Below are 13,796 nucleotides of genomic sequence, written 5' to 3'. Positions count from 1 at the left end.
CCCGTAGGAAGAGAAAACAAGAGTGATTCCGTGAGTAGTGGTGAGCGAAAGCGGAGGAGGCTAAACCGGGCGTGTGTGATAGCCGGCAGGCGTTGCATGTCCGGGGTTGTGGGACCTTCTTGAAGTCTCTGCCGGGATTTCGAGCAGTGAGAAATCGATGGGGTAGTCGAAAGCTCTGGGAAGGGCTGCCGTAGACCGTGAGAGCCGGGTAGGCGAAACCTTGTCGACTGCTGGAGGGGATCCCAAGTAGCACGGGGCCCGAGAAATCCTGTGTGAATCTGCCAGGACCACCTGGTAAGCCTAAATACTCCCTGGTGACCGATAGTGCACGAGTACCGTGAGGGAAAGGTGAAAAGTGCCCCGGTGAGGGGTCGTGAAAGAGTACCTGAAACCGTGTGCCTACAAGCCGTAGGAGCTTACACGTCTTCGGACGTGTGTGATGTGACTGCGTGCCTTTTGAAGAATGAGCCTGCGAGTTATGGTGTGTGGCGAGGTTAACCCGTGTGGGGGAGCCGTAGCGAAAGCGAGTCTGAAGAGGGCGTTTGAGTCGCATGCTGTAGACCCGAAGCGAAGTGATCTACGCATGGGCAGGTTGAAGCTCAGGTAAGACTGGGTGGAGGACCGAACCCACCAGGGTTGAAAACCTGGGGGATGATCTGTGTGTAGGGGTGAAAGGCCAATCAAACTTCGTGATAGCTGGTTCTCCCCGAAATGCATTTAGGTGCAGCGTCACGTGTTTCTTGCCGGAGGTAGAGCACTGGATGGCCGATGGGCCCGACAAGGTTACTGACGTCAGCCAAACTCCGAATGCCGGTAAGTGAGAGCGTGGCAGTGAGACTGCGGGCGATAAGGTTCGTAGTCGAGAGGGAAACAGCCCAGATCACCGACTAAGGCCCCTAAGCGTGTGCTAAGTGGGAAAGGATGTGGAGTCGCAGAGACAACCAGGAGGTTGGCTTAGAAGCAGCCATCCTTGAAAGAGTGCGTAATAGCTCACTGGTCAAGTGATTCTGCGCCGACAATGTAGCGGGGCTCAAGTACACCGCCGAAGTCGTGGCACTGATGGGACGTGAGTCTTGTTGGTGGGTAGGGGAGCGTCGTGCAGCCGGTGAAGCCGCCGAGTGATCGAGTGGTGGAGGCTGTGCGAGTGAGAATGCAGGCATGAGTAGCGAATCGAGGGTGAGAAACCCTCGCGCCGGATGACCAAGGGTTCCTGGGGCAGGTTAATCCGCCCAGGGTAAGTCGGGACCTAAGGCGAGGCCGACAGGCGTAGTCGATGGACAACGGGTTGATATTCCCGTACCCGCTTCAATGCGCCCATACTGAACCCATTGATACTAAGAGTCCTTAAGTCAGCCGGCCCTTCGGGGCGGGTGTTAGGCCGAACGCTCGACCTGATGTGGTAGTAGGTAAGCGATGGGGTGACGCAGGAAGGTAGTCCAGCCCAGGCGATGGTTGTCCTGGGGTAAGCATGTAGCCCGTGTTGTAGGCAAATCCGCAACACTTGTGGGTGAGATGTGATGCCGAGCCGATTGTGGCGAAGTGGATGATCCTATGCTGCCGAGAAAAGCCTCTAGTGAGTGTTGTGGCGGCCCGTACCCTAAACCGACTCAGGTGGTCAGGTAGAGAATACCAAGGCGATCGGGTGAACTGTGGTTAAGGAACTCGGCAAATTGCCCCCGTAACTTCGGGAGAAGGGGGACCTCTGCTGGTGAACGCCCTTGCGGTGGGAGCTGGTGGGGGTCGCAGTGGCCAGGGGGAAGCGACTGTTTACTAAAAACACAGGTCCGTGCGAAGTCGTAAGACGATGTATACGGACTGACGCCTGCCCGGTGCCGGAACGTTAAGGGGACCGCTTAGCTGACTTTCGGGTTGGCGAAGGTGAGAACTTAAGCGCCGGTAAACGGCGGTGGTAACTATAACCATCCTAAGGTAGCGAAATTCCTTGTCGGGTAAGTTCCGACCTGCACGAATGGCGTAACGACTTCCCCGCTGTCTCAACCGCAGACCCGGCGAAATTGCACTACGAGTAAAGATGCTCGTTTCGCGCAGCAGGACGGAAAGACCCCGGGACCTTCACTACAGCTTGACATTGGTGTTTGGAGCGTCTTGTGTAGGATAGGTGGGAGACTGGGAAGCTCGGACGCTAGTTCGGGTGGAGTCATTGGTGAAATACCACTCTGGTCGTTTTGAATGTCTAACTCTGGTCCGTGATCCGGATCGGGGACAGTGTCTGGTGGGTAGTTTAACTGGGGCGGTTGCCTCCTAAAGGGTAACGGAGGCGCCCAAAGGTTCCCTCAGCCTGGTTGGCAATCAGGTGTTGAGTGTAAGTGCACAAGGGAGCTTGACTGTGAGACTGACGGGTCGAGCAGGAGCGAAAGCTGGGACTAGTGATCCGGCATCGGCGTGTGGAAGCGGTGTCGCTCAACGGCTAAAAGGTACCCCGGGGATAACAGGCTGATCTTCCCCAAGAGTCCATATCGACGGGATGGTTTGGCACCTCGATGTCGGCTCGTCGCATCCTGGGGCTGGAGTAGGTCCCAAGGGTTGGGCTGTTCGCCCATTAAAGCGGTACGCGAGCTGGGTTTAGAACGTCGCGAGACAGTTCGGTCCCTATCCGCTGCGCGCGCAGGAGACTTGAAAGGGGCTGTCCCTAGTACGAGAGGACCGGGACGGACGAACCTCTGGTGTGCCAGTTGTATCGCCAGGTGCATGGCTGGTTGGCTACGTTCGGGAGGGATAACCGCTGAAAGCATCTAAGCGGGAAGCTTGCCTTGAGATGAGGTCTCCCACCCTGTGAAGGGGTAAGGCTCCCGGTAGACGACCGGGTTGATAGGCCGGAGGTGGAAGCGCGGTAACGTGTGGAGCTGACCGGTACTAATAGGCCGAGGACTTGACCACAAAGCGTTCTTTTTGAGTTTTGCTCGCGTCCACTAGGCAATTCTGAGACAGCAAGCGGTGCTTGTGTGTTTCGGAGGGTTACGGCGGTTATGGCGGGAAGGAAACACCCGGTTACATTCCGAACCCGGAAGTTAAGCTTCTCTGCGCCGATGGTACTGCACTCGGGAGGGTGTGGGAGAGTAGGTCACCGCCGGACAATTTTCATATGGGAAAGGCCTCGACAGGTTCTGTCGGGGCCTTTCCTTGTTTTAGGGGGGTTTCGAGGCTTCGGCCCTCGGGGCTTTTCTTGTGGGTGAGCCCTGAGGCTACGGCCACGAGGCTCGCCCTGTTTCATGGAGGCTTCGGCTATCACGCCGGGGCCCGTGCAAAGACCGGCAACGCCTCTTCAGCTGTTGTCGACGTACTCGTCGCGCAGCTTGCGGCGCTGGAGCTTGCCCGCCTCCGTCCGCGGGAAGTCCTCGCGGAACTCGAACCTGCGCGGGCGCTTGTACGAGGCGAGCCCTTCGGCACAGTAGGCCCGGAGTTTCTCGGCCAGTGCCTCGCCGGCCTCCACGCCCGGTGACGGCTGGACGATGGCGAGCACGCTCTGACCCCAGTCGGGGTCGGGCACGCCGATCACGGCGATGTCCTGGACGGACGGATGGGTGATCAGGAACTGCTCGATCTCGGCCGGGTAGATGTTCACGCCGCCGGAGATGATCAGGTCGGTCCTGCGGTCGAGGAGGAACAGGTAGCCGTCCTCGTCCAGGTAGCCGAAGTCGCCGACCGTGGACATGCCGTCGAGCCGGGCGGCCGCGGTCTTCCCCGGGTCGTTGTAGTACTCGAATGCCTGGCCGGCGTTGCTGAAATAGATCGTTCCAGGCTCGCCGTCCGGCACCTCTTCGCCGTTCTCGCCGACGATGCGGAGCGTGGTGCCCGGCTGCGGCCGGCCGACCGTGCCGGGCTTGGCCAGCCACTCCTCCGGGGTGACCTGGGACATGCCGCCTTCGGTGGCCGCCAGATACTCGTAGAGCTTGGGTCCGACCCACTCCATCATCTGCTTCTTGACCTCGACGGGGCAGGGCGCCGCGGCGTGGATCAGGCTGTCCAGGCTGGAGACGTCGTAGCGGAGGCGGACCTCCTCGGGCAGGCGGAGCATCCGGTGGAAGTGGGTGGGCACCATGTGGCTGGTGGTCACCTTGTAGCGCTCGATGGCGCGCAGCACCGCCTCGGCGTCGAACTTGCGGTGGCAGACCACGGTGTGGCCCAGGTGCAGCGCGTTGATGGCGAACGCGCCGGGGGCGGCGTGGTACAGCGGCGAGCAGACGAGGTGGACACCCTGCTTCCGGAAGCCGAGCGTGTAGAAGTGCTTCGAGGCGAGCGGGGCTTCCTGTTCGGGGCTGAGGCCCGACAGCGGCCGGCGCACGCCCTTGGGGCGGCCGGTGGTGCCCGAGGTGTAGTTCATGATGGCGCCCATGACCCGGTCGCCGGGTTGTTCCTCGGGCCGGTCGTTCCACAGCTCGGGGTAGGGCTGCCAACCCTCGACCTCGTCGCCGATGGCGTAGCGGTGCGCCGGCAGCCCGCCGACCTCGCTGTGCAGGTGTCCGGCCAGGTCGGAGTGGGCGACGAGCACCTTGGCGGTGCTGTCCTTGACGATGTAGGCGACCTCGGGCGGGGCGAGATGGGTGTTGATCGGCACGATGTAGGCGCCGAGCTGGATGGTGGCGAGTGCCAGCTCTATGTACTCCCGGCCGTTGTGCACCAGGATGGCGACCATGTCTTCCTTGCCCACGCCGAGCGCTCGGAGGCCGTGGGAGATGCGGTTGACCTGGGCTCCCAGCTCACCGAAGGTGGTCTCTTCGCCCTGCGGGCCGATGAAGGCCACTCGCTGGGGGTCCTGGAGCGCCAGCGCGTAGAAACCGGGATTCTCGGACGTCGTGTCAGGGTTGGTAGCCGGCATTCGTTCCTCCAGACCTTCCGCCTTGCGGCGATCGCCCAAGGACGCACGACCCTGATTTCAGACACCAATTGTCCGAAATTGGTCAGGGGATTGGTGTGCGACTTCGTACCGTGAAATTCAGACGAAATGCGTCCGCAACACAGAAGCTAAGACCGGGCCCCGTCGGTGTCAAGGGCGGCTTCGGCGGGGCGGTAGCCGATGGAGGAGAGCACGAAATCGACGACCCGCTCGGCGTACTGGGGGGCGTCCTCCAGGAGGGCGGGCATCCTGTCGATCGGCGTGGAGAGCACGTGGTTGACGATGATGCCGTTCACCGCGTCCAGCACCAGGGCCGGCGAGGTGCCCTGGGGGATCTCGCCCCGGTCGATGGCGAGCAGCACGAGCCGCCTGGACAGGGTCCGCCACTGCTTCCCGAGGTCCTCCATGGCCTGGCCGAACAGCTCGGGATAGAACTTGGCCTCGATCTGCGCCCGCAGCCCGACCAGGCCGTCGCGGCTCTGCTGCGCCTTCAGCGTGCGGACGCACATGGCCAGGAGGTCCTCGCGTAGCGAGCCGGTGGTCTCGGCCATGACGGGCATGGTGATCGAGGCCAGGGCCTCGACGATCAGCTTCTCCTTGCTCTCCCAGCGGCGGTAGAGGGCGGCCTTGCCCACGCGTGCCCGGCGCGCGACGGCGTCCATGGTGAACCCGGCCCAGCCGACCTCCGCGTAGATCTGCAGCGTCGCGTCGAGGACTCGGGGCTCGATGCCGGGGTCGGGTGGTCGTCCGGGGCGGGAGGTGGTCGAAGCGGTTTTCATATTTTCTCAGTCTGCCAGGTCTCGGGAGGTTCGCCACCGGTTCCGCGGTATTTACAGACGAACTTTGTCCGGATTATGGTGCTGGCAGGACCCTTACGGAAGGAGTGCTCCCTTGGCGCTGAATCTGGACCTGGTGGGCAAGGAGTGGGAGGGCGGGGGCCGGCGATGGACCTCGGCCGACGCCATCCTCTACGCGCTGGGCGTCGGGGCGGGGGCCGAGGATCCGCTGACGGAGCTGCCGTTCACGACGGAGAACTCGCACGACGTCGCCCAGCAGGTGCTGCCCACCTTCGCGGTCATGATCGGCGGCATCGGAGGGTCGATGCCCCCGCTGGGTGACTTCCACCTCGCCCAGGTGCTGCACGCCGAGCAGTCGGTCACGCTGCACGGCGCGCTGCCTCCCGAGGGCTCCACCGTGACCAGGAGCCGCGTGGCCGCCTTCTACGACAAGGGGCCGAACGCCATCGCCGTCCTGGACTCCACGGTCATGGACGCGGACTCGGGCAAGGTGCTCGCGGAGTCCAGCACCGGCACCTTCATCAGGGGCGAGGGCGGTTTCGGCGGCGAGCGAGGCTCCGCCGCGCCGTGGGAACGACCGGAGAGCGCGCCCGACCACGTGGTGACCTACCGGACGCGGCCCGACCAGGCCTTGCTCTACCGGCTGAGCGGCGACCGCAACCCGCTGCACTCCGACCCGTGGCTCGCCGGGAAGGCCGGGTTCGACCGCCCGATCCTGCACGGCCTGTGCACCTTCGGGTTCACCGGAAGGGCGCTGCTGCACACCGCGTGCGGCTCGGACCCGGAGCTGTTCGGCACCATGTCGGCGCGCTTCGCCTCCCCGGTCTTCCCTGGGCAGGAACTGGCGGTGGCCCTGTGGGACGACGGCGAGACCTGGCGCTTCCAGACCACGGTGGCCGGTCGGGTCGTGCTGGATCGCGGCACGTTCAGCCGGAGGAACGGGTGATCGAGGACTTCATGCCCAAGCCGACGCCCGAGACCGCACCGTACTGGGACGCCGCGAAGGCGGGCGAGCTGCGCGTCCAGCAGTGCGGCGCGTGCGGCCGGCACTACTTCTACCCGCGGCCGTTCTGCCGCTACTGCGCCTCGCCTGACGTCGCCTGGGTGAAGGTGTCCGGCCGTGCGCGGCTCGTCTCGTACGTGATCAACAGACGGCCGATGCCCGGCTTCGAGTCCGTCTCGCCGGTGATCGCGCTGGTGGAGCTCGACGAGGGCCCGCGGCTCATGACGAACGTGGTCGGCGTCGAGCCGGCGCCCGAGAACCTGCCCCTGGACCTGCTGGGCTCGGGCGAGGCCACCGAGAGCGCGATGGTGTCCCAGATGGAGGATCCGGGGTCGTTCCAGGCGTTCCGCCGTTCCAGCGCCGAGGCGTTCCGCACGGCCGGGCTCGGGCACGGCGACGTCGGCCATCTGATGATCTACGACGCGTTCGCGCACCTGCCGCTCTACGGGCTGGAGGATCTCGGGTTCGTCGGCAGGGGAGAGTCAGGGGCGTTCATCGCGGACGGTCACACGATTCCGGGCGGCAGCCTCCCGGTGAACACCAACGGCGGCGGGCTCGCGTACACGCACACCGGCATGTACGGGATGTTCGCGATCCTGGAGTCCGTCCGGCAGTTGCGGGGCGAGGCCGCCGCGCAGGTGCCCGACGTGGAGGTCAGCTTCGTGCAGGGGGTGGGCATCTTCTTCGCGGCGTCTGGCAGCCTTGTCCTGTCCAACCGCGGATCTTGATCGAACGGAGCTCGGTGGCGATGCCTCGCACCCCCGGAAAGTCGAGCGGCGTCGTCATCGCCGCCCTGGCCTTCAGCGGCATGGTCGTGTCGATGATGTTCACCCTGGTGGTGCCTATCATCCCCGACCTGCCGAGGCTGGTGTCGGCCTCCGCGGAGGACGCGTCCTGGGTGATCACCTCCACGCTGCTGTCGTCGGCGGTGTTCACGCCCGTGAGCGGGCGGCTCGGAGACATGTACGGCAAGCGCCGGATGATCGTGATCAGCCTCTCGCTGATGATCCTCGGATCGGCGATCTGTGTCTTCACCAGCGCGCTGCCCCTCGTGGTGATCGGCCGTACGCTGCAGGGCTGCGCGGTCGGCGTGATCCCGCTCGGCATCAGCATCATGCGGGACCTGCTGCCGCCCGGCCGGCTGGGCTCGGCCATGGCGCTGATGAGCGCCACGCTGGGCGCCGGCGGCGCCATCGGGCTGCCGCTGGGCGCGGTCGTCGCCCAGTACGCCAACTGGCACGTGCTCTTCCTGGTCGCCGCCGCGATGGGGGCGGCGGGCCTGGTCCTGACCATCACGCTCGTGCCGGTCTCGCCGCTGCGGACAGGCGGGCGCTTCGACTTCCTCGGCGTGGCCGGGCTGTCGGCCGGGCTGGTCTGCTTCCTGCTGCCCATCAGCAAGGGCGGCAGCTGGGGCTGGACGAGCCCGCTGACCCTGGGCCTGTTCGCCGCGGCGGTGGTGATCTTCGCGCTCTGGGGATGGGCGGAGCTGCGGATGCGCAATCCGCTGGTCGACCTGCGGACCACCACCCGGCGTGAGGTGCTGCTCACCAACCTGGCGTCCATCGCCTTCGGGTTCGCCATGTTCGGCACCCAGCTGGTCTTCCCCCAGGTGCTGCAGGCGCCGGCCGCGTCCGGTTACGGGCTGGGGCTCACGTTGTTCGAGGCCGGGCTGTGCATGGCGGTGGGCGGCGGCATGATGATCGTGCTCTCGCCCGTCTCGGCCCGTGTCACCGGAGCCTACGGCCCCAAGGTGACGCTCATGCTCGGCGCCCTGCTCTCCATCGCGGGCTACGTCACCGCGCTGTTCCTGATGACGGAGGTCTGGCACGTCGCGCTGGCCGCGACGATCGTCTCGGCCGGGGCCGGTCTCGGGTACGCCGCCATGCCCGCCTCGATCATGGGAGCGGTGCCCACCTCGGAGACCGGCGCGGCCAACGGCTTCAACTCGCTGATGCGCTCCATCGGCACGTCGACGGCCAGCGCGGTGATCGGGGCGGTGCTGGCCTCGCAGACCGTCCAGCTGGGAGCCGTGACGTTGCCCTCGCGCGACGGCCTCCAGATCGCGCTGGTCATCTCGGCGGTCGCGGCGGCCGCCGGGATGGTCATCTCGGCTTTCCTGCCCAGGCGCGGGTCGGCCCGCAGGGGCGCCCTCCCCGAGCCGCCTCAGGGACGTCCCGGCACGCGGCTCCCCGGGAAGGCCGGGGAGCCGCTCGTCGACGACGTCGCGGGCGACGCGCGGTCGCGGAGCGCCGACTAGCCGCCGGATCTAGCGGGGGAGGACGAGCAGGGCGTCGCCGACGGCGCGCTCCCCGCCGTCGGACGGCTGGTTGACGACCTTGCCCTTCACGACCATCGCCGTCGACCCGCCGCCGTCCAGGTTGATCGCCTGGGTGGCGCCGAGCCAGCGCATGAACTGGGCCGCCTCGACGAAGTTCGCGCCCACGGTGATGCCCGGCTTGCGGCCGTCGATCGTGGCCACGATCAGGCTCCCGTTGCGGGTGGTGCCGACCAGGGTGCGCGGGTGGCGGCGGAGGATCATGTTGACCGAGTCGTGGCCGTCGCGCCTGGCGGTGATCGCGGTGCGCCCGTTGCGGACCAGGCCCACGCCGCCCGACACGACGTGCAGGTCGGGGGTGAGCTGGAGGTTCCTCTTCTTGCGCAGGTCGCGCACCTTGGTGTCGACCTTGACGGTCCAGCCTTCCCAGAGGTGCTCGTTGAGCCACATGGCCGCCTCGCCGCCGCCGTGGAGCACCCGCTTGCCCTTCGGCACCGCGGCGCCGGGGGTGCGGACCGCCTCCACCCGGCCGTCGGCGTCGATGACCACGTCGGTGCCGTCGACGGCGGGGGTCTTGGCGCCGTACTCCTCGGTGTAGAGGACGAGCTCGTCGGCGGCCGCCGCGCGGTTGACGCCGGCGATCGGGTGCTTGGCGCCGTCCTGGGAGACGGCCGTGATCGTGGTCGTCAGCTCGGTGATGCGGGCGGTACGGCCGCGCAGCACGATCGCGGAGCGGCCCGGGACCGCCTCGCTGAGCAGCCTGCCCGCGACCACGGAGGCGCCCACCGGCTCGCCGCGCAGCTGCTTGGCGGTGTGGATGTTGAAGAAGCCGCCGTTGACGGCCGCGACCGCGCCGCCCCGCTTGGCCATCGACGAGACCGTCTCGCGCTTGGCCACGCTGGTGCCGAGCGAGGCCGCGTACGAGCCGCGGAAGGTGCGGGCGTCGACCGTGAGCACCTTGACGTGCCACGGGCCGGTGGTCTTGAGTCCGTCGTCGCCCAGGTAGTCGACCTTGACCTTCAGGCCGGCCTTCTTGAGCTTCGCGGCCGCCTTGTCGGCCTTGGCCCGCTGCTTGAACGACCACAGGCCCACGCGCACCATGAAGAGCTCCTGCGCGGGGGCGTCGGCGACCTGCGGGCGCTCCAGCCGCTGGATGCCGGCGACCTCGCCGGCCGCCTCGACCGCGGCCAGCGTGGTCTCGGCGGCCTCGCGGGTGCCGGCGTCGCGGCCGTTCGGCAGGAGCACGGTCACCGTGTAGCCGTCGGTGGACGAGCCCGCCTTCACGTCGTACAGGTCGATGCCCGAGGTCACGCTGGTCATGGTCTTGGTCGGTGCGGACCGCGCGCCGAGCGGGAAGTTGGATGACGGGAACTTCACCGTCGCCTGCTCGGCTGCGGCGCCGGGCACGGTGAGGCCCGTGATCGTCGTGGCCATGGCCAGGCCGACGACGAGAGTGCGTCGAGACATGCGAACTCCAGGAGGGTGGAACGGGACCGCCCCATCCTGACGTGATCAAGCTGATCGGGTCTGGAGAACACGCCAAACGGTTGAAAGAGGTTACGCGATCGACATACGCCCGGACTGGTGAGTTCGACCTTCGCCTAGAATGGGTGCGTGAAGCGCATCGGCATGTGGTGGTGGCCGCGAGACGGCCTCTGACCTTCGCATGCGCAAGGGCCGTCCCCAGGGCGGCCCCGGGCGCAGGGCATCCCTCCGGACGGCGTCGACCGATCGAGGAGGGACCATGCGACACACCGTGCTCACCGGAGACCGCCCCACCGGGCCGCTCCATCTCGGCCACTACTTCGGCTCCCTGGCCAACCGCGTCCGCCTGCAGGACCGGTTCCCGATGTACGTGCTGGTGGCCGACTACCAGGTGATCACCGACCGGGATCTGCCGGGGGAGATCCAGCGCAACATCACCGAGTTGCTGCTCGACTACCTCGCGGTGGGGCTCGACCCGGCCAAGGTGACGATCTTCCAGCACAGCGCCGTGCCCGAGCTCAACCAGCTCATGCTGCCGTTCCTGAGCCTGGTGACGGTGTCGGAGCTGAGCCGCAACCCCACCGTCAAGGACGAGATCGCGCACAGCAGCCAGAAGGCGGTCAGCGGGCTCATGTTCACCTATCCGGTGCACCAGGCGGCCGACATCCTGTTCTGCAAGGGCACGCTGGTGCCGGTGGGCAAGGACCAGTTGCCGCATCTCGAGGTGACCCGGACGATCGCGCGGCGCTTCAACGAGCGCTACGGCCGCGTCTTCCCCGTGCCCGAGGCCATGCTCGGCGAGCGGCCGCTGCTCCAGGGGCTCGACGGCGGCAAGATGAGCAAGAGCAGGGGCAACGCGATCGCGTTGTCGGCCACCGAGGACGAGACGGCCGCGCTCATCCGCAAGGCACGCACCGACTCCGAGCGGCTGATCACCTTCGACGAGGAGAACCGCCCCCAGGTGGCCAACCTCCTCATGATCGCGTCGCTCTGCCTCGGCCGGCCGCCCGCGGAGCTCGCCGCCGAGATCGGGTACGGGGGAGCGGCCGCGCTGAAGCGGTTGACCACGGACGCGGTCAACGACTTCCTGCGGCCGATCAGGAAGCGCAGGAACGAGCACGGCGAGGCCGAGGTGCGGGAGATCCTGGCCGAGGGCAACCGGCGCGCCCGCGAGCGGGCCGTGGTCACCCTCGACGAGGTGCGCGCGGCGATGGGTTTCTAGCGCGGGTGGTAGCTGAGCGTCCTGAAGGGCCAGTGCGCGGACAGCCAGGCCGTCACGGCTTCGTACAGGGGCACGTCCAGGTCGGCCCGGTCGGCCCGGACCCAGGAGGACACGTCGGCGTCGTGGGCGTCGCCCGTGGAAGGGTAGATGTAGACGCATCCGATCACGTCGCCGTCCGTGTCCAGGACGGTGTAGGTGAAGCCGCGGCGCCTGGCGAAGTCGTCCGCGTGGCGCCGCAGGTCGGTGAGGTTGGCCTCCAGGGACATGCCGTCCAGGGGAGGCCACTTCCCGTCCGGGAAGCCCGGGGTCGCGCGGATGTGCTCGATGCTGCTGGTCCAGGCGGCGTGGTCGGCGGCGTTGTGCTGGGGGCCCAGGGGTTCCAGACGGAACCGCGGGGTGACCGGAGGCGCGGGGACGACGAAGTGGTCGGGGACGAAGGCGCGGTCGTTCATGGGGCCGAGGCTACGAGGCCGGGCTCCTGGGGCGCATCCGGATTGATCGCGGGCTAGCGCTGGCGGTCGCGGCGGAACGACTCCAGCGCCAGCAGCGCGACGTGCAGCGACAGGCAGGACTCGACGTCGTCGAGATCGGTGTCGAGGATGCGCTCCAGGCGGCGCAGCCGGTCGTAGAAGGCGGGCCTCGACAGGTGGGCCTTCTGCGCGGCGACCGCCTTGTTGCGGCCCGCGTCGAGGTAGATGCGCAGGATGCGGGCCAGGTCGCCGCCCCGCTGGGCGTCGTGCGCGAGCAGCGCGCCCAGCTCGCGCTCGGCGAACGTCTGCAGCCTGGCGTCGTCGCGCAGCAGGTGGAGCAGCCCGCGCAGGCGCAGGTCGGGCAGCCGGTAGAAGGGCCGGGCGTCGGGCTGCCGGACCGCCACGTCGGCCACCTGCTCGGCCTCCAGGAAGCTGCGCCGCACGTCGCGGATGGACTCGACCACCGAGCCGGCGGCGAGCACGAACGCGGATCCGTGCTTCCACAGCTCGCGCAGGCGCTCGGAGAGCGTCGTCAGCGCGGGCTCGGCCTGCGTGCGCGGCGGGAGCGGCAGCAGGACGCCCACCCGGTCCTGGTCGAGCGCGCCCACCAGGGCGGGCAGGCGGGCGTCGCGGCAGGCGGCGGCCGTCGCCTCGGCCAGCTCGCCCAGCTCGGCCTGCCCGTCGAGCGCCTGGTCGGCCGGGTCTGTCGGGCGGATGACCACGCTCACCAGCCTGCGGCCGGTGAGCGGCACGCCGACCGCGCGGGCGCGGGCCGCGGCCTCGTCGGGGTCGGAGTAGGCGTGGGTGAGGATGCCGGTGATGATCGTGCCGTGGGCCTGGCGCTCCAGCGACTCCTGGTGGCGCTCCAGCAGGCGGCCCAGGGCGAGCGTGGTGGCGGCGCGCTCGGCCAGCACCAGGTCGCGCGGCGACGGCTTGCGGTCGCACAGCAGGATCAGCCGTCCCCAGTCCTGCCCGCGCGCGCCGACGGTGGTGACGAGCCAGCCCGACGCGGAGTCGTACGCGGTGCGGTCGGCGGGGGCGACGGCCCTGGACCTGCTCTCCCAGCCGGCCAGCAGCGCGCCGGTGTCGCGACCGGCCGACTCGCAGGCCAGCACCTGGTGGGCGAGGTTCTCCAGCAGGACCGGGCGGCCCGACAGCCTGGCCACCTGGGCCAGCACCTCCGCGGGGGACGCGCCCTCGACCGACAGCTCGGTGAACACCTCGTGCAGCTGCTCGGAGGCGCGCAGCTCCTCCAGCTGGTTGTCGATGATGCGGGCGTGGACGGCCTCGGTGATCTGCACGAACGGGGTCTCGCGGGCGAGCACGATGACCGGCAGGCCGTGCTCCTCGGCGGACTTGATCACGGCCGGGGGCAGCTCGCGGACGAACCGGCGGCCAAGCTCGACGACCAGGCCGGAGGCGCCGACGGAGGACAGCCCGGCGATGTAGCCGGTGAGCTCGGCGGAGTCGTCGGGCAGCGCCACGCCCGTGGTGAGCACCAGCTCGCCGCCGCGCAGCAGCTGGGCGATGTCGGCGATCTCGCCGACGTGCACCCAGCGCACCTTGGTGTCGAGCCGGTCGGCGCCCGCCACGACCTGTGGGCTGCCGCGGCGGACCGTCTCCAGCTCCAGGATGTCGGCGATGGTGGGCAGCACGACGCCGAGCCTATCCGATCAGCCTGTAATCCTG

9 protein-coding genes and 2 rRNA genes (1 of these 11 cut by a window edge) are annotated in these 13,796 nt (G+C 67.7%); 6 read left to right on the top strand and 5 right to left on the bottom strand.

Annotated elements, in window-relative coordinates:
• A 23S ribosomal RNA gene (locus tag FR742_RS28065) occupies positions 1–2,898 on the top strand; it begins 210 nt to the left of the window's first position.
• Between the two features lie 79 nt (positions 2,899–2,977).
• Positions 2,978–3,094, top strand: a 5S ribosomal RNA gene (gene rrf / locus FR742_RS28060).
• 189 nt (positions 3,095–3,283) lie between these two features.
• Here the strand turns inward: rrf and FR742_RS28055 are convergent.
• The gene (locus FR742_RS28055) at positions 3,284–4,837 is read right to left on the bottom strand and encodes an AMP-binding protein (protein WP_148033720.1); all 1,554 of its coding nucleotides are present in this window, start codon (positions 4,835–4,837) and stop codon (positions 3,284–3,286) included.
• Positions 4,838–4,983: 146 nt separating this feature from the next.
• Positions 4,984–5,634, bottom strand: a complete 651-nt coding sequence (locus FR742_RS28050; RefSeq protein WP_148033719.1) for a TetR/AcrR family transcriptional regulator — start codon at positions 5,632–5,634, stop codon at positions 4,984–4,986.
• A 112-nt stretch (positions 5,635–5,746) separates the two neighbouring features.
• On the opposite strand from FR742_RS28050, the gene FR742_RS28045 reads away from it, so the two are divergent.
• The 3 genes from FR742_RS28045 to FR742_RS28035 are packed head-to-tail and all read left to right on the top strand — an operon-like array spanning position 5,747 to position 8,912.
• The gene (locus tag FR742_RS28045) at positions 5,747–6,598 is read left to right on the top strand and encodes a MaoC/PaaZ C-terminal domain-containing protein (protein WP_222709067.1); all 852 of its coding nucleotides are present in this window, start codon (positions 5,747–5,749) and stop codon (positions 6,596–6,598) included.
• Entirely contained in the window at positions 6,595–7,383 is a 789-nt protein-coding gene (locus FR742_RS28040; protein WP_261808781.1) for a thiolase C-terminal domain-containing protein, read from the top strand. Before FR742_RS28045 ends, FR742_RS28040 begins: the two co-directional genes overlap by 4 nt.
• Positions 7,384–7,403: 20 nt before the next feature.
• Positions 7,404–8,912, top strand: a complete 1,509-nt coding sequence (locus FR742_RS28035; RefSeq protein ID WP_148033717.1) for an MFS transporter — start codon at positions 7,404–7,406, stop codon at positions 8,910–8,912.
• Between the two features lie 9 nt (positions 8,913–8,921).
• On the opposite strand, the gene FR742_RS28030 is transcribed toward FR742_RS28035, so the two are convergent.
• Positions 8,922–10,397: a phosphodiester glycosidase family protein gene (locus FR742_RS28030; protein ID WP_148033716.1), complete on the bottom strand. Its 1,476-nt coding sequence runs from the start codon at positions 10,395–10,397 to the stop codon at positions 8,922–8,924.
• 277 nt (positions 10,398–10,674) lie between these two features.
• Here FR742_RS28030 and trpS point away from each other — a divergent pair, with 277 nt between their 5' ends.
• On the top strand, positions 10,675–11,637 hold the full coding sequence (gene trpS / locus FR742_RS28025) for a tryptophan--tRNA ligase (protein WP_148033715.1): 963 nt from the start codon (positions 10,675–10,677) through the stop codon (positions 11,635–11,637).
• On the opposite strand, the gene FR742_RS28020 is transcribed toward trpS, so the two are convergent.
• Both FR742_RS28020 and FR742_RS28015 read right to left on the bottom strand, forming a co-directional pair.
• Positions 11,634–12,089 carry a GNAT family N-acetyltransferase gene (locus tag FR742_RS28020; RefSeq protein ID WP_148033714.1) on the bottom strand — a complete coding sequence of 152 codons (456 nt, stop codon included), beginning with the start codon at positions 12,087–12,089 and terminating at the stop codon, positions 11,634–11,636. The genes trpS and FR742_RS28020 overlap by 4 nt on opposite strands.
• 53 nt (positions 12,090–12,142) lie before the next feature.
• Entirely contained in the window at positions 12,143–13,762 is a 1,620-nt protein-coding gene (locus tag FR742_RS28015) for a PucR family transcriptional regulator ligand-binding domain-containing protein (RefSeq protein WP_148033713.1), read from the bottom strand.
• Between the last annotated feature and the right edge of the window lie 34 nt (positions 13,763–13,796).

It is taken from the genome of Nonomuraea sp. C10 (genome assembly GCF_008017515.1).
GTDB lineage: Bacteria > Actinomycetota > Actinomycetes > Streptosporangiales > Streptosporangiaceae > Nonomuraea > Nonomuraea ferruginea.
Note: the sequence above shows the minus strand (reverse complement) of the source record. Positions and strands in the feature narration are given on the sequence as shown.

What these genes read in the sequence shown, in the direction of transcription:
- FR742_RS28055 (WP_148033720.1), bottom strand. Translation starts at nt 4,837, where the DNA reads ATGCCGGCTACCAACCCTGACACGACGTCCGAGAATCCCGGTTTCTAC.
- FR742_RS28050 (WP_148033719.1), bottom strand. Translation starts at nt 5,634, where the DNA reads ATGAAAACCGCTTCGACCACCTCCCGCCCCGGACGACCACCCGACCCC.
- FR742_RS28035 (WP_148033717.1), top strand. Translation starts at nt 7,404, where the DNA reads ATGCCTCGCACCCCCGGAAAGTCGAGCGGCGTCGTCATCGCCGCCCTG.
- FR742_RS28030 (WP_148033716.1), bottom strand. Translation starts at nt 10,397, where the DNA reads ATGTCTCGACGCACTCTCGTCGTCGGCCTGGCCATGGCCACGACGATC.
- trpS (WP_148033715.1), top strand. Translation starts at nt 10,675, where the DNA reads ATGCGACACACCGTGCTCACCGGAGACCGCCCCACCGGGCCGCTCCAT.
- FR742_RS28020 (WP_148033714.1), bottom strand. Translation starts at nt 12,089, where the DNA reads ATGAACGACCGCGCCTTCGTCCCCGACCACTTCGTCGTCCCCGCGCCT.